Source organism: Streptomyces sp. NPDC104307 (assembly GCF_055584045.1).
Genome location: NZ_JBVJMU010000034.1, coordinates 1 through 17145, shown reverse-complemented (window position 1 = coordinate 17145; position 17145 = coordinate 1). Strand labels below are relative to the sequence as shown.

The following is a 17145-nucleotide window of genomic DNA, read 5'->3' as shown; positions in this document are numbered from 1 at the left end:
TCGCACTGTCCCGACTGGCCGACGCCGACACCCTCCACCACACCCCCATCGGAGTCCTGCGCAGCGTCGAACGGCCGGTCTACGACACGCTGATGGCCGAACAGCTGGACACCGCCGTCGAACAGAAGGGCAAGGGCGACCTCGCGGCACTCCTCGCGGGCGGGGACACCTGGGCGGTAGGACCGGGACCGGCCGGCTGTGCGGCATGACGCACCACCATCCGGGATCGCGGCGACCGCGCGTGATGACGAGCCGGGATATCCGGCATTACGGTGCGGCGCCGTTGCCTGTTCATGGGTCGGGTGCTCCGGGGGAGGTGGAGGTCTGGCTGATCGGTCTGCCGGGTGCCGGCGATGGTGCGGGCGGTGCGGGTGGCGAGGTGCTGGACGCGGCGGAGCGGGCCAGGGCGCGGGGGTTCGTGCGTGCCGGGGACCGGGCCAGGTATCGCGCTGCGCATCGTGCTCTGCGGTATCTCCTCGGGGCGTACCAGGGTCTGGCGCCGCATGAGGTGGTGCTGGCCCGCGATGAGTGCCTGAGCTGTGGCGGGCGTCATGGCCGGCCCCGGGCCGTGCCGGTCTCCGGGGCGGGTGCGGCGCCGCACTTCTCACTGTCGTACGCCGGGGATCTGGCTCTGGCCGCGTTCGCCGCGCGTCCGGTGGGCGTGGACATCGAGGACGTACCGTCACTTGCGACGGCCGGGGGTGTGGCGGGGCTGTTGCACCCTCGGGAGCAGGATGAGTTGAACGCTCTGCGGCCCGGCGGGCGGGCCGCCGCGTTCGCCCGGTGCTGGGCGCGGAAGGAAGCCTGCCTGAAGGGTACGGGCCGGGGGCTGGCCGAGGGTGTCGTGGAGCCGTACGTCGGCTGCGGCGAGCGGCCGGCGGCGGGGCCGGACGGCTGGGAGCTGTATGACCTCCCGGTACGCGGGGGCAGCGCCGCCGCCCTTGCCGTCCGCGCTGCCGGCTGCACGCCGCTGCCGCCAGGGGCTGCGGTTCAGGGTGTGGGTGCGGGCCGTGTGGTGGCGGCCGGAGCGGCGGCCGTGGGCTGAGCGGTGCGGGGCCGCAGCAGGAGGCAGGCCAGGGCGCCGGCGATCAGTACGGCGATCGGCAGGATCGTGGTGGTCTGCAGGGTGGCGGTGAACGCGGCGGCGTAGGTCTTGCCGGTGGCGAGCTCGGCGGCGAGGCGGCCCTGCAGCAGCGCGCCGACCGCGGCGGCGCCGATCACCGAACCGATCTGCCGCACCGTGTTGTTGACACCGGAGGCGGCGCCTGCGAGGTGGCGCGGCACGTGCCGCATGGCCTCGGTGGACATGGGGGCGATGATGCAGCCGACGCCCAGGCCGGTCAGCAGGGTGGCGGGTACGAACGCGAACCAGGCGGTGCCCGGTGCGGCGATGCACGCGATGGCGATGATTCCGGCGGCGTAGCAGATGAGCCCGGTGAGCAGGAGGTACTTGCCGCCGATGCGGTCGGCGAGGCGTCCGGCGAACGGGCCGACGGTCATGGACACCAGTGACGAGGGCGCGAGCACCAGACCTGCTTTGACCGCGCTGAGGTGGAGCACCGACTGCAGGTAGAGGTTGAAGGGCAGGACCAGGCCGAGCATCGCGATGGACACCAGACCGACCAGGGCCGTCATCGAGGTGAAGTTGCGGTCGCGGAACAGGGCGAAGGGGACGAGCGGCTCGCGGTCCTGGCGGCGGCGCTGGTGGAGGAGGAAGGCGGTGGCGAGGGCGGCCCCGGCGGCGAGCAGCCCCCAGATCCCGGCGCCCCAGTGGTAGCTCTCGCCCTCCTGCAGGCCGAAGGCGAGGCAGAACAGGGCGCCGGTGGCCAGGGCCACCCCGATGAAGTCGAAGCGGTGGGCGCGGCCGGGCCGGATGTCGGGTACGACGAGGAAGGTGAGGACCAGAGCCGCGATCCCGATCGGCAGGTTCACGAAGAAGATCCAGCGCCAGTCCAGGGCGGAGACCAGGAAGCCGCCCAGCGTCGGCCCGGACAGGGTGGCGAGACCGGCGACCGTGCCCCAGACGCCCATCGCGGTGCCGCGTCGCTCGGCGGGGAAGACCGCGATGATCAGCGTCATCGTCTGCGGGGTGAGGAGTGCGGCGCCCAGGCCCTGGACGACGCGGGCGGCGATCAGGGCTGTCGGTGTCGGGGCGAGCCCGCACGCGAGGCTGGCCACGGTGAAGACGGCCAGGCCGACCGCGAACAGGTTCCGCGGGCCACGCAGGTCGCCGAGCCGGCTGGCCGTGATGATCAGGGCCGAGAGCGTCAGCGCGTACCCGCTGACCGTCCAGAGGGTCTGGCCGAACGAGGCGCCCAGGCCGTCCATCATGTCCGGGATCGCGATGTTCACGATGGTGAGATCCAGCAGGGTCATGAAGAACCCGAGCGACAGAGTCACCAGGACGGCCCAGGGGTTCGCTCGCCACTTTCGCACGGTCCTGCTCCTTCTCGTAGCCCGGCGGTCTCCGGGTGCCTGCATCGAAGGTAACGCATCTTTCTGGATGCATCAAGAGAGATGTATGCGTGTTTTATGTATCACCTGAGATGGAGTTGAGGTAACCTATGGCCATGAATGGAGTCGAGCTCTTCCTCCTCGGACGCACCCTGATGAAGATCGGCGAAGCCGCGATGCCCGAACCCGAGGGCGGCAGCAGCCGATACGGCGGCAGCACACGTGCCGTACTCATCGTCGCCAGCGACGTGGCCTCCCACCCGGACAGCGCTGTGGGGGAGATCGCCTCACGCACCGGCCTGCCCCAGAGCCAGGTGTCCACCTCGGTCGCGCGCCTCAAGGAAGCCGACGCCGTCGTCACCACAGCGGACCCCGCCGACCGCCGCCGCCTCCTCGTGCGCCAGGCCCCCGAACTCTCCGCCCGCGTCACCGAGGTCAGAGCCACCACGATCGAGGACGCGCTCGCCACCGCCCTGGCCGACGGCACCCCGGAGGACCGCAAGGAAGTCACGGACGCCCTGGAGGCACTGGCCCGCCACCTCTCACCCCGCACCCCGGCCCGCGCGCGCACCCGAGGCACGACCACGCAGGCGCCGCGCTAACCCCGTACAAGCTCGCACGAGGAGGATCGCCGGACGTCCCGCGACGCCAGAACGGAGACATCCCTCCCATGCGAGCCATCGGCATCCCCCGCTTCGGAGCCCCCGAGGTCCTCACTGTCGTCGACCGGCCCCTGCCGGAGCCCGGTCCGGGCGAGATCCGCGTAAAGGTCACGGCCGCAGCGGTCAACCCGAGCGATCTCGCCCTGCGCGAAGGCCTGTTCGCCGGCTTCCTCAAGGCGTTCCCACCGCCCTACGTCCCCGGCATGGACGCCTCCGGCACCGTTGACGCCACCGGCCCCGGCTCCCGCTTCGCTATCGGTGACCCCGTCCTCGTATTCGTCAACCCGCTGCGCGCGCAGGGCGGCGCCCAGGCCCAATACATCACCACCCCCGACGACCACGCCACCGCCGCACCCGAAGGCATCGACCTGCACGACGCGGCGGGGCTGCCCATGAACGGCCTCACCGCCCACCAGGCGCTCGACCTGCTGAATCTGTCCGCGGGCGCCACGATCGCGGTCACCGGTGCGACCGGCGCCCTCGGCGGCTACACGGTCCAAATCGCCGTGCACCGAGGGCTGCGCGTCGTCGCCGGAGCGGACCCGGGCGACCACGACCTGCTGCGCGACCTGGGCGCCATGCCCGTCGGACGCACCGCCGACAGCTACCTCGAAGCCGTGCCCGAAGGCGCCGACGCACTCATCGACGCCGCAGCCGTTGGACAGCCGCTCCTCCCGGTCATCCGGCCCGAGGGCGACTACGTCCAGTGCCGCCCCGGCCCGCTCGACCTCGCACCCGGCACCGTCCACCACCACCTCAACGTCCTCGCCTACGCGAACAAGGCCGCGGCCCTGACCGAACTCGCCGCACTGGCGGCCAAGAACGTTCTGACTCCACGCACGGCGGCCCGTCTCACCCCCGACCAGGCACCCGAAGCCCACCGCAGATTGGAGGCGGGCGGCCTGCGAGGACGCCAGCTCATCGTCTTCTGAGACAACCCGGGACCGGACGGCATGACCTTCAAGGCCTCGTCGGGGCCCGGAACCCTCCCCGCGGCAGCACGACGCGGCCGCCCCGGGGACCCGGCGGTGACCGATCAGGCCTCCCGTTCCACCGGCAGCCACAGCTCGGCATCCGCCTCGCGGCCGTCCGCCGACATCCGCGTACGAAGGATCTCCGGCCCGGGACGGCTCCGGTACGGGTTCGAGGGGAACCACTCGGTGAACACATCCCGCCACAGCACCTGGATCGCCTCCGGCGCCGGCCCCGAGGTGGTGAAGACCGCCCATGTCCCGGCCGGCACCGGCAGCGTGGCCATCCCCTGCGGCGCGGGCGCCAGGGTGACGACCCCGTAGTAGTAGTCGAGGCCGGTACCCTCCGCCCGGCTGGGATCGAGGCCGTCACAGACCGCGAGAATGCCGTACGGCTCCTGGTCGGACAGCCTCTCCAGCAGCCCCCTTGCCCGGTCACCGGCCCCGCGGACGAAATCGATGATCGCCCGGTTGGGCCCCGAGTGCACGAGCGGAACCCGGGCCTTCGCCCCGACGACGGTGAACTCCGGCTTGTGCACCACGCGGTAGCGCATGCTGCTGCTCCCCTCGACGATGAGGCGGAACGTCATCCGGGGCTGGGAGCTGAGCGCCGCGCCGGTGCGCCGTGCCTCGCCGGGGCCGACGCCGTGCACCGTACGGAACGCCCGCGCGAACGCCTCTCCCGAGCCGTATCCGTACCGCACCGCGATCTCCAGCAGCGTCCGCTCACCGGCCAGCACCTCCGCGCCCGCGACGGTCAGCCTCCGGCGCCTGATGTACTCCGACAGCGGCATCCCCGCGAGCGCCGAGAACATCCGCCGCAGGTGGTACTGCGACGTGGCCGCGACCCGCGCCAGCTCACCGACGTCGATGGACCCGTCGAGCCGCCGTTCGATGTGCTCCATGGCCTGATTGAGCCGCTCCAGCACGCTCGCCTCCAAGATCCCGGACACCGATTCAACCAGGCGCGGCCCCGCACCCCCCACCCGAGAAAACCGGTGCGGCAAGTGTCGGGTGACCAGGACGGACGGTGCGGCACGCTGACGGCATGGACGACACGACCTTGGTATCCCGCTTCCTCCGCGACGGCTTCGTCAAGCTGGAGGGTGCCGTCGCGCCCCGCGTGGCCGCAAGCTGCGCACGGCTGCTGTGGCGGGAGACGGGCTGCGACCCGGACGACCCGCAGACGTGGACACAGCCCGTGCACCGGGTCGGCGGGATGGCACAGGGACCGTTCGCGGCCGCGCCCAACTCCCCGGCCCTGCACCGGGCATACGACCTGCTGGCCGGGGCCGGGCGCTGGGAGCCGCGCTACTCGCTCGGCACCTTCCCGCTGCGCTTCCCGCACCAGGAGGAGCCCGACGACGCGGGCTGGCACATCGAGGGCAGCTATGCGGTGGAGGGCGAGACCTGGCCCTTCACCAATCTCCGCTCACGCGGCCGGGCCCTGCTGATGCTGTTCCTCTTCAGCGAGGTGGGAGAAGAGGACGCCCCGACCCGGATCCGGGTCGGCTCCCACCTCGACGTGCCGAAGGTGCTGGAGCCGTACGGGGAGCGGGGCGCGAGCGGTCTGGCCATCGCGCCGGACCTCGTAGCGGCATCCGCCCACCGGCCGCTCGCCCTCGCTACCGGCTCCCCGGGTGACGTCTTCCTGTGCCATCCGTTCCTGGTGCACGCGGCACAGCCGCACCACGGGACGCGGCCGCGCTTCATGGCCCAGCCGCCGCTGATGCCGGCCGCGCCGTATGAACCGGAGCGGGCCGACGGCGCGTACTCACCGGTGGAGATCGCGATCCGTCGGGGCCTGGGGCATGACACCTCCGGCAACTAGAGCGTGTCGTCAAACTGCCGTCTGCCGCCGGGCGGCAAGAACCATCAGGGCTCCGATGGCTGCGAGGCTCGTCAGGACCATGCCGAACACTGTGGTGCCGGCAGTGAGGCCCACTGTGTCGCTGAGGTACCCGGCGGACACGGGCAGCACGCCGGCCAGTGTGTAACCCCCGGCGTTGAGGGCGGCGTTGGCCTCCGCGAGATGCTGGGGAGGGACGCTGGATCCGAGTAGTGACAGGCCGCCGAGCTGTCCCATCCCCTGGCCGGCCCCGGTGAGCAGTGCGGAGGTGAGGAGGACCGGTGCGGACGAGGTGTGTACGGCGGCCACCAGCATGATCATGCCGAGCGCGGTGCCGGCTGCGCCGGCCATGAGGATGGTGCGCCGGCGCAGCTGCCGGACGGCGAACTGCACGGCGGTGGCGGCGAGGAACATGGCGAAGGCCATGGTGCCGGCGGTGATCCGGCTGGTGGTGCCCAGCAGTCCCGAAAGGAGTGAGGGGCCCAGCGAGAGGACGAATGAGGTGGCGGTGATGCCGGGTGCGAACACGGCGATGCCCTGGATGAGCTGTGGGCCGTGGCCGCGCGGGACCGAGGGCATCCGCACCCAGGCGCCTTTCGCGGGTGCCGCGGGGCGCCGGAGCGGCATGCGGAGCACGGCGGTCACCGCGGTGAGGAGCAGCGCGGCCTCGACGGCGAAGACGGTGACGGTCGGTGCGGGCAGGGTCTCGGACAGGACACCGGCCAGGAACGGGCCGAGACCCGCGCCGAAGACCATCGCGCAGGAGGCGAGCAGGGCGCCGGTCCGCTTGCGTTCGTGACCGGCTACGTCGGTCACGGCGGCCATACCGGCGCAGACGATGGCGCCGACAGCGATGCCGGTGAACAGCCGGGCCACGATCAGCGCGGCTACACCGGTGGCCGTCGCGAAGATCAGACACGCGACGAGGGCGAGCGCGAGGGCGGGCAGCAGTACGGGCTTGCGCCCGATCCGGTCGGAGATGACACCGGATACGAGGAGCGAGCCGAGGAGTCCGACGATGTAGAACGCGAAAACGACCGTCAGGGTGCCTTTGGAGAACCCGATATCGCGCTGCCACAGCATGTACAGCGGCGTGGGCGCGTTCGAGAGGACGAAGACGGCCGTGACCGGCCACGCGGCCAGCCACACCCACCACAACGGAGCGCCGCCCCGGCCGCCGGCCTGCACCGGGTCACCTCGCCCCGCCTCGCCGGCGGCACGGGCGGGTGCGGTACGGATCTCGGACATGGCTGTTCCTTCCGACGTCCCTGCAGTACGAGTCAAGTCGAACTTAACATGCAGTACGATAGAACTCGTACAGAGGAATCGAGCCACGAGGAGTCACCCATGCCTCCGACCGAAACGGTGTTCCCGGAGCCCCCAGGCCTCCCGGCGCCGCTGCCGGAGCCGGCGGTCGAAGACCTGCGGCTGGAAACGGTCCTGGCCGCACTCAGCGACCCCTTGAGGCTGACGATCGTCCGCAGACTCCTCCTGGAATCGGAGCAGTTCGACCACGCCTGCGGCTGGTTCGGCCTCGACCGGCCCAAGTCCTCCCTCACGCACCACTTCAAAGCGCTACGGGAGGCAGGGATCACCCGCCAGCGCCAGTACGGACTCGAACGCCGCAGCCACGTACGCGTCGACGACCTCGACACCCGCTTCCCCGGCCTCCTCGGCCTGGTCGCGGCCTGGACCCCGCCGGCATAGCCGAAAGCAAGCCTGCCGCCTCAGCGGAACTCGTGAACCAGCTGGATCTCGCCGACGATGTGAGCGTTGAAGTCGTCCAGCTCCTCGGCCGGAACCCAGAGCTCAAGAATCGTCCGCCCACCGGCCTGCTGGACGGGATACCGGCTCACGAACTCCGACTCGACCTCGAAACGAGTGACGAAGCCGGCGCCGTCGTGCTTCACGTTCCAGTCCCGTGCGATCCTCACCGCGTAATCCTCATTGAGGACCGGGTAGAAGATCGGCTGCTCGGGCAGCCGGGGCGGCCAGGCACGCCAGTTCAGCTCCCGAACCAGATCCAGCTCCTTGGGGCCGGTAGGGCGCCACAGTGTCGTCGTTGCCGGCTCGCTGGTCATCTGGGTCGCTCTCTGAAACGTAGGCCGCCGGGAGTGCGGCACGATACGGCACAGGGCGGCTCACCTCCGGTGCGTGGTGGCGAGGACGGCGGTGAGGCCCTCGGTGAGGGCGGTGTCGTCGCGCTCTGCGCTTGCCCAGGCGATATGGCCGTCGGGGCGGACGAGGACGGCGCGGATGCCGGTGAACTCGGCCGGTGGCTGGTACGGGGTGGCGGTGTGGATGTGCAGTCCTCGGCGCGCGTACCCGGCGAGGCGGCTGCTGCCGGTGAGGTCCAGCAGGAGGTGGCGGTCGACGCGCAGCAACGCGAACAGGCCGGTGTCGCCGAGGGTGAGGTCGGGGGCGCGGGTGCCGGTCAGCGGGTGGCCGCCGGGGGTGGTGGGCGGGTAGGTGACGGCGAGGGAGCTGACCTGGGCGGCCAGGCGGTCGTTGAGGTCGGGCAGGGTAGTGATCAGCCGGGCGAGCAGACCGCGCAGGTCGAGGCCTTCGGGGGTGAAGGCGGTCATCAGGGCGACCTGGGCGCGGCTGGTGGCGGTGAGATCGGCCCCGACGGGGTGGCGTTCGGTGTGGTAGGTGTCCAGCAGGCCTGCGGGCGCCCAGCCGTTGAGGGTGGCGGCGAGCTTCCAGGCGAGGTTGGCGGCGTCCTGGATGCCGACGTTCATGCCGACGCCGCCGGCGGGGAAGTGCTGGTGGGCGGCGTCTCCGGCGAGGAGGACGCGGCCCTTGCGGTACTGGTCGGCGAGGCGGGTGGCGTTGCCGTAGCGGGAGAGCCAGGCCGGGTCGCGCAGGCCGAAGTCGGTGCCGGCCATGGCGACCACGTTCTCGCGCAGTTCGTCCAGGGTGAGCTCGCCGGGCCGGGTGGTGGTGAGGTCGCGGGGGGTGATGCCGACCAGGCGGTGGGTGCCGCCGGGCATGGGGACGGCCATGAGGGCGCCTGCGGGGCCGAAGCAGCTGTATCCGGGGGCGGGCGGGTTGTCCAGGACTACGTCGCCGAGCCAGCCGAGGACCGTGGAGGGGGTGCCGGGGTAGTCGATGCCGGCCGCGGTGCGCACGGTGCTGCGGGCGCCGTCGCACCCGACCAGGTAGGCCGCCTGGAGGGTGGAGGGTCCGTGCGGTCCGGCGGTGTGCACGGCGATGTGGTCGAGGTGCTCGGTGAAGCCGGTGACCTCGTGGCCGCGCAGGATGTGCGCGCCCAGGTCAAGGGCCTGGCCCTCCAGCAGTGCCTCGGTGCGCTCCTGAGGCAGGGCGAGGGTGTGGGGGAAGGGGCTGGGCAGGCGGCGGAAGTCCAGTCGTGAGTCGAGGGCGCCGAAGTGGCCCCCGGACAGCGGTATGCCCTCGCTCACGAAGGGCTGGTGCGCGCCGCGGGAGGCAAAGGTCTCGATGGTGCGGGGGTGCACGGTCAGTGCGCGGGAGCGGGAGTCGCGTTCGGAGCGGGGCTCGATCACGGCGACGGTGATGCCGGCGCGGCGCAGTTCGCCGGCGAGCCACAGGCCCACGGGTCCGGCACCTGCGACGACTACCTGATAGCTCATGATCTTTCTCCTTCTCGACACAGACTCTTGGTCGGTGACCAATTCTTGAGTGGAGTAAACTAGGTCGGTGACCAAGAAGCAAGCCGGAGAAGACACCGCGGGCCGGCTCACCCGCACCGCCGTGATCGACGCCGCCCTCCGCGTGCTGGACGAGCGCGGCCTGGACGGACTCTCCACCCGGGCGGTCGCCGACCGCCTGGAGGTGCGGATGAACACCGTGCTGTGGCACGTGAAGACGAAGGCGCGCATGCTGGAACTCATGGCCGACGCCGTCCTCGCCGGTATCCGCTACGACGACCTCCCCGACGCCCCGCTGGCACGCGCCCGTGAGCTGGCCGGCCGATACCGGCACGCGCTGCTCGCCCACCGCGATGGCGCCGCCTTGGTCACCGGCACCTATCCGGCAGAACCGAACACGCTGCGCTTCGCCGACCGCCTCGTCGACGCATTCCTGGAAGCCGGCGCCGACGAGCGGCAGGCGGCGTGGACGGCCTGGACGGTCAACTACTTCCTCCTCGGCCTGGCCCAGGAGGAACAGGCCGAGGGCGACGAGGACGACGCAAGGCTCGCCCAGGCCGTCGACCGCGACACACACCCGGCGCTGCAGCGCGTCCTGCCTCATCTCCGGCAGAACTTCGACGAGCGCTTCGCCTTCGGCCTGGAAGCGGTTCTCTCCCGCATTCCCGACTGACAGCGCGCCCTCACCAAGTCACCCAGACGCCGCACCAGCACCGGGCCGCGCACCCGCCCCTGCCCAACTCGTCGACGGAGCGCACCCTCTCCTGGACACGAGTCGGCGAGGCCCGGGCCGTCGACGGCGCAGGCGCACACGGTGCCCGGGACGTCAGGCGCGATCCGGCCCGTGCCCGCGGGGGAAGTGGACCAGGCCGAAACGGCCGATACCCCCAGCCGGTAGCCAGGGGTCGGGATCCGACCCGACCTGGCCGTTCTACGGCGAGGTGCGCCTGAGGGATTCTCAGCCGGCCCCGCCAGGGCCGTGATGGCGCGGGAGTACGGGGGCGTCGCCGCCTCGATCACCCTGCGCCGACCGGCACCCCCCCCGGCAGATCACCGAAGACGGCCGAGGCTTCCGGGGTACAGGTACTTCCGTTCCGGGACGGTGGTGCCGTGCGCCCAGGCGTCGAAGAATCCGGTGAGGTCCGGCCGGCCGGAGACCTTCTTCGCGAGTGCTTCGAACTGGGGCCAGGTGGCGTTGCCGTAGCGGTGCTCCTTCTGCCACTGCCGGAGGGTCCCGAAGAAGGCGGCGTCCCCGATGGTCCGCCGCAGGGCGTGCATCATCATCGACCCCTTGTCGTACAGCGCCGGGTCCAGCTCCTTGCCCTGGCCCGGGTCATAGAGCTTCACGCTCCAGAAGCCGGGGTCCTGTTCGCTCTCCTCCACCAAGCCGGCGTAGAAGCCGGTGTCGAGATCGGCACCGCCCTTCTCTTCCCACAGCTGGTTGGCGTACTGAGCGACGCACTCGGCGATGCAGCCGTCACGCCAGTCCGAGAAGGAGACACTGTCGCCGAACCACTGATGGGCGTACTCGTGCACCATCGAGGCATCGAACATCACTCCGCTGTACGTCGGACGGCTCTGCGTCTCCAGCGCGAGGGGGCCGTTGCCGCCCCCGTCGGCTTCGCCGTCGATGACGATGCCACCGGCCGAGGAGAAGGGGTACGGGCCGAACTTCGAGGCCAGGAAGTCGATGATCTCCGGGAGCAGCGCCTCGGACACCGGGTCGATCACGGCGCCGGGGCTGTAGGCGTTGATGACCGGGGAGCCGTCGGCCAGTTTCGACGAGTGAACCGTGAACTTGTCGATGGCGAGGGTGCTGAGGTAGGTGGCGAGCGGCTTGTCCTCATACCAGCGGAAGGTCTTACGGCCCTTGGCCGGGGAAGTGGCCGGGCCGGGGCGGCCGTTGCCGATCACGGTCCAGGTGTCGGGGACCGTCGCGGTGAGCCGGAACGTCGCCTTGTCGGACGGGTGGTCGTTGGCCGGGTACCAGGCGGTGGCGGAGTGCGGCTCGCCGGTCACACTCACCCCGCCGTTGGTGAGCCGGTGCCAGCTCTCACCGACGGGCTTGCCGGAGTAGCGCACGCGGACGGCGAACTTCGCACCCTTGGCGATCCGGCCGGCCGGGGTGATGACCAACTCGTGTGCCCCGCTGCGGGTGACGCGTCTGACGGGGACGCCGTCGACAGTGACAGAGCCGACCTGGAAGCCCTCCAGGTCGAGGTGGAATCGGTCGAGCCTGTCGGTGGCCGTGGCGGTGACAGTGGTGTCGCCGGGGCGGGCCGGGTCGTAGGCCACGCGGACGTCGTAGTGGGAGACGTCGTATCCGGGGTTGCCGTCGTCGGGGAAGTACGGGTCCCCCACACCGGACCCCCCGCCGGTGCTGGCCGCGGAGGGTACGACGGTCAGCAGCACGCTGCCCGCCAGGATGCCCACCACCGTGGGGTATCGGTGCCGTTTCGTCGTGCTGCGCATATGTCCTGCTCCTGACCGTAGGGGTCGTGGTCGGCGATCAGCGGGTGGCGAGCTGCCAGGTGACGCCGAGAACGGCGTTGGTGCTGACGGTCTCGGTTCCGGGGTCCACGTTGTCGATGCGGTCGCATGCGTCGTGGAGGCAGTCGCCGACGCCGGTGGTGAAGCCGGAGACCGGAATTCCGGCGTCGCCGAAGGACTCGTGGTCCGAGCCGCCGATGCCGATGTCGAAGGTGGGCAGGCCCTTGGCGGCGAAGTACGCCTCGAACGCGTCCGTGGCCCTGGGTTCGTCGTGGACGACGAACCACTGCTGCACGTTCCTGCTGCCGGTCATGTCGAAGTTGAGGTAGACATCGATCCTCTCGCGTCCGGCGGCGGAGAGCTTGCGCACGTAGTCCTTGGAACCGATCAGGCCCTGCTCCTCCGCTCCCCACCACGCGAACCGCAGATGCCGCTTCGGCGCGACACCAGCCCGCGACATCGCGACGGCGGTGGCGAGCACCGCGGCCGAGCCCGAGCCGTTGTCGTTCATACCGGGCCCGGCCTCGACGCTGTCGAGGTGGGCGCCGACGAGCACGACGTGGTCCGGGTCGCCTCCCGGCCAGTCCGCGATGAGGTTGTGCCCGAGGACGCCGTTGTGCGTGAAGGGCCGCAGGCTGGTGCGGAAGCCCGCCCTGTCCAGTACGCCCTTCACGTACGCCAGCGACTGCTGGAAGCCCTTGGTGCCGTGGGCACGGTTGCCTCCGGTGCGGTCCGCGATGGACTGCAGCGCCCGCAGGTGCGGCATGACCTGCTCCGTGGAGACGACGGGTATCCGTGACGTCTTCGCAGCGGCGGCTTCGGCCGACGCCGCGGCGGGAACGGCGACCAGTGCCGCACACAGACCGAGTACCGCGGCCGTGTGCCGCATGCGGCTGAGTATCTCCATGCGTGACTCTCTCCTTGAGGGCAAGGCGGGACCTTCCGGCACAGAGCCGGAAGAAGAGAGTCGCTGAGTGATGTCAGAAAACTGTCAGAAACCTGTGGCCGCGAAGTGGCCGTCATCCATGAAAACCACGCGCTCCGCACAGCGGCGAATACCACCGATCGCCCCCGCACCGGCCCGGCAGATGTGCGGGGCCATACGCCTCCGCGCCATCCAGGTGAGAAGGACCCGGGTGGCGGGCGGGCAGTGCTTGTGGGCGTCCCTGAGCATTTCCTTGCTGCTCTGGTGGCCCGTCACAGCGACAACCCTGTCCCGATGACCGCTTAGCGAACCCAGGACGGTGCCGAGGTCATCCAGTGGACGAACAAGGACAGGCCCAACCAGCAGTTCCGCCTCGGCTGAGTCCCACCCCGAAGGGCCGGCCAGCCGGGCGGAGGGTCCTCATAGGAGCAGTCCAGCCTCTCGCAGCACGCCCTCGCCCAGCGTATGAACATCCAACGCTCCTACATCTCCCGTACATCTCCCGCATTCTCTCCGGTGCCAGGCCCGTCGCCTTGAGGAACGTGCGGGCGATCGCCAAACACCGTCAGGGCGACGCCGAGCTCGTCCCTCATGGCAGCCCGGGAAGGGCCAGTAGGGCACGGCCGACTATTCGCGGCGGGCGAGTTCCACGGAGGTGGGCGCGTACCAGGTGAGGTGCGGCTGGCCGCTGTACGGCGACGAGTGAGTGTCAGCCTGGAGCGATCTCTGTGACTGGGGGTGCGGAAAGCTAGTTGACGGTCTGCTCGGGACTGCGGGGAGTCAGTCCTGGACCGGTGTGCCCGGACTGATGTCGTACGCCTTCTGCACGAGGGCGGGGCGGCCGCCGTCGTTGAGCTGCCGGCTCCACAGGGCGTCAACTTGTTCGCGGGCCTGCGGCTCCATCTCTTCGGGCAGCAGGTTGCGGTAGCGCCGGTCCTCGCCGAGCAGGACCCGTACCGTGCGCTCGTAGACCGGTTCGGGGTCGTACTGCTCATGCGGGAAGGCCAGCTCGGCGTAGTCGTAGAGGCGGTCGGCGGGGTCGTCGCGCCATTCCCTCCACGTCTCGAACATCGTGTCGTTGAAGCCGGTCAGGAAAGGGCCGGGGTTGATCGTGGCGACCGTGACGCCGAACTCGGCCAGCTCCTGGTCCAGCGCGTCGGCGAACGCCTCCACCGCGTGCTTCGATCCGGCGTAGGCACCGGTGAACGGGTCGACGGTGAGTCCTGCGACCGAGGACATGAAGACGATCCGCCCACTGCGACGCGCCGCCATCTGACGGGCGATGCCCTGAGTGAGCAGGACAGGCCCGAAGACGTTCACCTCGAACTGGCGGCGCAGCCGCTCCTCGGGGATGTCAGCGGTGGCACCACCTTCGGAGACGCCGGCGTTGTTGAGGAGAACCTCGACGTCCCAGGAGCAGGCGTTCTCGCGGTCGCCGGGATCGGTGACATCGAGTTTCTCGACGCGCAGGTCGACGCCCCGCTCCCGCGCCTCGGCACGGACCGCAGCCACCTGGGCGATAATCTCCACGCCCGCAATCACCTGGTGCCCGGCCGCTGCGAGCCGCAGCGCGACCTCCTTACCGAAGCCGCTGCCCGCTCCGGTGATGAGAATCGGTCCCGCCATGATGGTTGAGCCTTCCTGTGCTGGTGTCCGGCCTGCTCCAGACACCCATCCTCGGATGCCCCTGCCCCCGCCGCCGGCGGGCATCGCCGAGACCCACAGTGTGTGTGCTGCGCATAAGAGAGACGGTAGGTCCTCGAACGTCAGGACGCCTTTCGGCGCAACCACCCCGCTCTCCTCGACATTCGAACAGATGCGCAGGTCCGTCGCCGTCTTCTCGTCTGGCACAACGCCGCGCGTCGCCTGGGGCGAGCAGGCTGGTCATGCTCCGAGATCGCCTCGGGGGACGGCTTGAATCAGCCGCCTCGGGCGGGGTCACGGTGGAGACGAGGGCTCGGTTCGGCTACACCGCCCCCGCAGGCACGACCGACGACGGACGCTTCCGCCGCCTCGCCGTCAAGCTCCCCGCCGTATGCACAGCGCTTGTTCGACGCCCGAGACACAGGATACAGCGACCAGAAGATGCGCAGGATAAACGCCGAAGAGTTCAAAGAGTTCTATTTCCAGAACGGCGGCAGTCGCGCTATGGAACTGTCAGACGTAGCAATCAACGACATTGATTACCTGGATCTAGATTATTGAATAGGACCGAAAGTATGACCGCTGAATTCCCCCCAATCGACCGCGACAAGAGCCCGCTGCTCGACGCCCACCACGACCATGTCCGCGTCGCCGCCGCGCCGCGCCGCGCCGCAGCCCGCACTTCGACGCCGCCGACGCCGACCCCGGCGGGAGGACCAGATGAGCGCGAAGCCCGACCACGCACCCGTCACGCCGTACGCCCCCGCGCCCGGGGCTCCGGCCGAACTCCTCGCCCAGTTGCGCGCCGACCAGCGCGCCGCGCAGTGGGTGCCGGCCTTCGAACAGGAATGGGCGGCCGCGCTGGAGAAGTCCCGCCGGACGCTCTCCCTCGGCGGGCTGTACGAGGTCCTCCAGGACTGGCAGGGCCGACTCGCCTCCGCCCCGGCCGTCGACGCGTTCGTCGCCTCCGGATACGACGACAGCGACTTCATCGACATGGCGGAGCTCCGGCGAAGGCGACGACACGATCCATGCGCGGTTGCTGCATACAACGCGGCCCCCGTCCTGCTGGCTGGCCCTGCTACCTGCGGCTTTCCCCTCCAGGGGAACGATGTACGCACTCGTCGGGACGTCGGCGCGTGTTCTAGAGAACCAGAACAAGACGGTCCCCTTAGCGATACCGACGCTGGCTTCCGGGAAGCGTGTGCGGGCCCACTGACATGCGAACAGCGCCGCACCCTGTGGTGGCGGCGCCGTGGCGCCACGAAGAGCCCTGGAGGGCTGCTCAGGCGCTTTGCGCGAGGTTGGCGACCTGGGCGGCGAAGCGGGTCCGGCACTGCTCGGTGAAGTCCTCTGCAGGCGTCGTGTTGATCTCGGGGACCGCCATCGCGGTACGGGCGACTCGACCGCAGGTGAGGACGGGGTGGATCTGGTAGCAGCCGCGGCGCAGGAGCCAGGCCAGGCCGGCCTCCCGCAGCTCCTTGAAGCCGCGGTTCACCGCGGGCTTCCCGGCTCCGAGTTCAGCAGCCATCTCGGCCTGACTGATGCCGACAGCGCCGGTGTCAGGGTCCTGGAGGGCCAAAAGGACATCGAGCACACGCCTGGCGGTCAGCGAGATGTCCACGAGAGCGAGCATCCGCAGAGCGTCGCGGGTGAGCGTGATCGGCCCGTCGGACGGGGGACCAGGTACGTAAGTGGTGCTCACCAGGGCCTCCTGATCGGTGTCGTCTGCCTCTGAGGATATGCCCGGCCGCGTCACGCGCTCGCCTTCCGGGACGACTGGCGGTGGCGCGGGAGCGCCACGACCTTCTCCCGACGGCGGGCCGTCTCGGCTTTCTTCTTCGCCTGCGCCCGCGCCGCACGCCACTCGGCGGGGTTAGTCCGGCGCCGGGATGACGCAGGCCGGGCCATTTGCGGCGTTCCACCCTTTCTGCCACTCCTCCTGCTCGGCGGAGGTGCCGGCCACCGTCAGCCACGGGTTCAGCTGGAGCACGCCGGGCTTGGCGGTACGCATCCAGCCGATGTGGTGGAAGAACTGCGACGGCTCGCTCACCGAGGCCGCGGACAGACTGCACAGCTGCTGGAGGTCGCGCTGGTTGATCCGGACGTACCCGCGCGGCGCCTTCATCCGGTCCACACCGTGATAGCCCGGGTCCTGTGCGGCTACGAGCTTGCACCACACCTGGAACCAGCTGCCCGGCATCTTCATGCTGCCCTGCACGTCCATCAGCAGCCGGGCGTCCAGGACGTACCCCTTCAGCTGCGCGCTGACCGCGAACTCACGGCCCTTGATCTTCTCGACACTGACGACCATGCGCCCTTGCCGTCCGACCGGGCGACAACGCGCTGGCCGGGCCGAACGATCGGCAGCTGCTCCAGCAGAAGACTCTCCAGGAAGATCATCAAGTGTGGGCCGAGCGGTACTACTAAGGGCTGTCCCGTAACTGATCTCCGGCATGCAGCTACGGGCCAGGGTTGCGTCGTTCTCGTGGCTTTTTCAGCTTGATCTCCTGGTGTCCGA

Annotated in this window: 16 protein-coding genes and 3 pseudogenes; 9 read left to right on the top strand and 10 right to left on the bottom strand. The window is 70.3% G+C overall.

Annotated features, from left to right (window positions below; all coding sequences use genetic code 11):
* Both ACZ601_RS38940 and ACZ601_RS38935 read left to right on the top strand, forming a co-directional pair.
* A pseudogene (locus ACZ601_RS38940) lies at nucleotides 1-209 on the top strand (hypothetical protein); the annotation flags it as partial.
* Nucleotides 210-316: 107 nt separating this feature from the next.
* Nucleotides 317-1045: a 4'-phosphopantetheinyl transferase family protein gene (locus ACZ601_RS38935; protein WP_469546946.1), complete on the top strand. Its 729-nt coding sequence runs from the start codon at nucleotides 317-319 to the stop codon at nucleotides 1043-1045.
* Here ACZ601_RS38935 and ACZ601_RS38930 read toward each other — a convergent pair.
* The gene (locus tag ACZ601_RS38930) at nucleotides 991-2436 is read right to left on the bottom strand and encodes a DHA2 family efflux MFS transporter permease subunit (RefSeq protein ID WP_440577418.1); all 1446 of its coding nucleotides are present in this window, start codon (nucleotides 2434-2436) and stop codon (nucleotides 991-993) included. The two genes, ACZ601_RS38935 and ACZ601_RS38930, sit on opposite strands and share 55 nt — an antisense overlap.
* 134 nt (nucleotides 2437-2570) lie before the next feature.
* Between ACZ601_RS38930 and ACZ601_RS38925 the strand changes: the two genes are divergently transcribed.
* Nucleotides 2571-3056, top strand: a complete 486-nt coding sequence (locus tag ACZ601_RS38925) for a MarR family winged helix-turn-helix transcriptional regulator (RefSeq protein WP_440577417.1) — start codon at nucleotides 2571-2573, stop codon at nucleotides 3054-3056.
* A 68-nt stretch (nucleotides 3057-3124) separates the two neighbouring features.
* The gene (locus ACZ601_RS38920; protein ID WP_469546942.1) at nucleotides 3125-4048 is read left to right on the top strand and encodes an NADP-dependent oxidoreductase; all 924 of its coding nucleotides are present in this window, start codon (nucleotides 3125-3127) and stop codon (nucleotides 4046-4048) included.
* 104 nt (nucleotides 4049-4152) lie between these two features.
* Here ACZ601_RS38920 and ACZ601_RS38915 read toward each other — a convergent pair whose 3' ends face one another.
* Nucleotides 4153-5016: an AraC family transcriptional regulator gene (locus ACZ601_RS38915; RefSeq protein ID WP_469546949.1), complete on the bottom strand. Its 864-nt coding sequence runs from the start codon at nucleotides 5014-5016 to the stop codon at nucleotides 4153-4155.
* Nucleotides 5017-5135: 119 nt separating this feature from the next.
* Here ACZ601_RS38915 and ACZ601_RS38910 point away from each other — a divergent pair, with 119 nt between their 5' ends.
* The gene (locus ACZ601_RS38910; RefSeq protein ID WP_469546939.1) at nucleotides 5136-5918 is read left to right on the top strand and encodes a phytanoyl-CoA dioxygenase family protein; all 783 of its coding nucleotides are present in this window, start codon (nucleotides 5136-5138) and stop codon (nucleotides 5916-5918) included.
* 9 nt (nucleotides 5919-5927) lie between these two features.
* Here ACZ601_RS38910 and ACZ601_RS38905 read toward each other — a convergent pair whose 3' ends face one another.
* The gene (locus tag ACZ601_RS38905) at nucleotides 5928-7184 is read right to left on the bottom strand and encodes an MFS transporter (protein WP_469546937.1); all 1257 of its coding nucleotides are present in this window, start codon (nucleotides 7182-7184) and stop codon (nucleotides 5928-5930) included.
* Nucleotides 7185-7283: 99 nt separating this feature from the next.
* Between ACZ601_RS38905 and ACZ601_RS38900 the strand changes: the two genes are divergently transcribed.
* Nucleotides 7284-7643: an ArsR/SmtB family transcription factor gene (locus tag ACZ601_RS38900; RefSeq protein ID WP_469546934.1), complete on the top strand. Its 360-nt coding sequence runs from the start codon at nucleotides 7284-7286 to the stop codon at nucleotides 7641-7643.
* Between the two features lie 20 nt (nucleotides 7644-7663).
* Here the strand turns inward: ACZ601_RS38900 and ACZ601_RS38895 are convergent, their stop codons facing one another.
* On the bottom strand, nucleotides 7664-8017 hold the full coding sequence (locus tag ACZ601_RS38895) for a hypothetical protein (RefSeq protein ID WP_440577411.1): 354 nt from the start codon (nucleotides 8015-8017) through the stop codon (nucleotides 7664-7666).
* 60 nt (nucleotides 8018-8077) lie between these two features.
* On the bottom strand, nucleotides 8078-9547 hold the full coding sequence (locus ACZ601_RS38890) for an FAD-dependent monooxygenase (RefSeq protein ID WP_469546931.1): 1470 nt from the start codon (nucleotides 9545-9547) through the stop codon (nucleotides 8078-8080).
* A 67-nt stretch (nucleotides 9548-9614) separates the two neighbouring features.
* On the opposite strand from ACZ601_RS38890, the gene ACZ601_RS38885 reads away from it, so the two are divergent.
* Nucleotides 9615-10238, top strand: a complete 624-nt coding sequence (locus tag ACZ601_RS38885; protein ID WP_469546929.1) for a TetR/AcrR family transcriptional regulator C-terminal domain-containing protein — start codon at nucleotides 9615-9617, stop codon at nucleotides 10236-10238.
* 377 nt (nucleotides 10239-10615) lie between these two features.
* Here the strand turns inward: ACZ601_RS38885 and ACZ601_RS38880 are convergent, their stop codons facing one another.
* The 3 genes from ACZ601_RS38880 to ACZ601_RS38870 all read right to left on the bottom strand — a co-directional run bounded on the left by ACZ601_RS38880 (nucleotide 10616) and on the right by ACZ601_RS38870 (nucleotide 14606).
* Entirely contained in the window at nucleotides 10616-12037 is a 1422-nt protein-coding gene (locus tag ACZ601_RS38880) for a M1 family metallopeptidase (RefSeq protein WP_469546927.1), read from the bottom strand.
* Between the two features lie 37 nt (nucleotides 12038-12074).
* Complete coding sequence (locus tag ACZ601_RS38875) at nucleotides 12075-12962, bottom strand: M20/M25/M40 family metallo-hydrolase (RefSeq protein ID WP_469546925.1); 888 nt, start codon at nucleotides 12960-12962, stop codon at nucleotides 12075-12077.
* Between the two features lie 798 nt (nucleotides 12963-13760).
* The gene (locus ACZ601_RS38870) at nucleotides 13761-14606 is read right to left on the bottom strand and encodes an SDR family oxidoreductase (protein ID WP_469546922.1); all 846 of its coding nucleotides are present in this window, start codon (nucleotides 14604-14606) and stop codon (nucleotides 13761-13763) included.
* A 290-nt stretch (nucleotides 14607-14896) separates the two neighbouring features.
* Between ACZ601_RS38870 and tpg the strand changes: the two are divergent.
* Together tpg and ACZ601_RS38860 are read left to right on the top strand one after the other, a co-directional pair.
* Nucleotides 14897-15185, top strand: a pseudogene (tpg, locus tag ACZ601_RS38865) (telomere-protecting terminal protein Tpg); the annotation flags it as partial.
* Between the two features lie 159 nt (nucleotides 15186-15344).
* Nucleotides 15345-15647 (top strand): annotated as a pseudogene (locus ACZ601_RS38860) (DUF6247 family protein); the annotation flags it as partial.
* Nucleotides 15648-15909: 262 nt separating this feature from the next.
* Here the strand turns inward: ACZ601_RS38860 and ACZ601_RS38855 are convergent.
* Nucleotides 15910-16329, bottom strand: a complete 420-nt coding sequence (locus ACZ601_RS38855; RefSeq protein ID WP_469546919.1) for a helix-turn-helix domain-containing protein — start codon at nucleotides 16327-16329, stop codon at nucleotides 15910-15912.
* A gap of 171 nt (nucleotides 16330-16500) precedes the next feature.
* Nucleotides 16501-16938, bottom strand: a complete 438-nt coding sequence (locus tag ACZ601_RS38850) for a hypothetical protein (protein ID WP_469546917.1) — start codon at nucleotides 16936-16938, stop codon at nucleotides 16501-16503.
* Nucleotides 16939-17145: the final 207 nt, after the last annotated feature.

Excerpts from the sequence above, each read along its gene's own strand:
- ACZ601_RS38900 (WP_469546934.1), top strand. The coding sequence starts at position 7,284 with ATGCCTCCGACCGAAACGGTGTTCCCGGAGCCCCCAGGCCTCCCGGCG.
- ACZ601_RS38905 (WP_469546937.1), bottom strand. The coding sequence starts at position 7,184 with ATGTCCGAGATCCGTACCGCACCCGCCCGTGCCGCCGGCGAGGCGGGG.
- ACZ601_RS38925 (WP_440577417.1), top strand. The coding sequence starts at position 2,571 with ATGAATGGAGTCGAGCTCTTCCTCCTCGGACGCACCCTGATGAAGATC.
- ACZ601_RS38875 (WP_469546925.1), bottom strand. The coding sequence starts at position 12,962 with ATGGAGATACTCAGCCGCATGCGGCACACGGCCGCGGTACTCGGTCTG.
- ACZ601_RS38895 (WP_440577411.1), bottom strand. The coding sequence starts at position 8,017 with ATGACCAGCGAGCCGGCAACGACGACACTGTGGCGCCCTACCGGCCCC.
- ACZ601_RS38920 (WP_469546942.1), top strand. The coding sequence starts at position 3,125 with ATGCGAGCCATCGGCATCCCCCGCTTCGGAGCCCCCGAGGTCCTCACT.
- ACZ601_RS38910 (WP_469546939.1), top strand. The coding sequence starts at position 5,136 with ATGGACGACACGACCTTGGTATCCCGCTTCCTCCGCGACGGCTTCGTC.
- ACZ601_RS38870 (WP_469546922.1), bottom strand. The coding sequence starts at position 14,606 with ATGGCGGGACCGATTCTCATCACCGGAGCGGGCAGCGGCTTCGGTAAG.
- ACZ601_RS38880 (WP_469546927.1), bottom strand. The coding sequence starts at position 12,037 with ATGCGCAGCACGACGAAACGGCACCGATACCCCACGGTGGTGGGCATC.
- ACZ601_RS38890 (WP_469546931.1), bottom strand. The coding sequence starts at position 9,547 with ATGAGCTATCAGGTAGTCGTCGCAGGTGCCGGACCCGTGGGCCTGTGG.
- ACZ601_RS38850 (WP_469546917.1), bottom strand. The coding sequence starts at position 16,938 with ATGGTCGTCAGTGTCGAGAAGATCAAGGGCCGTGAGTTCGCGGTCAGC.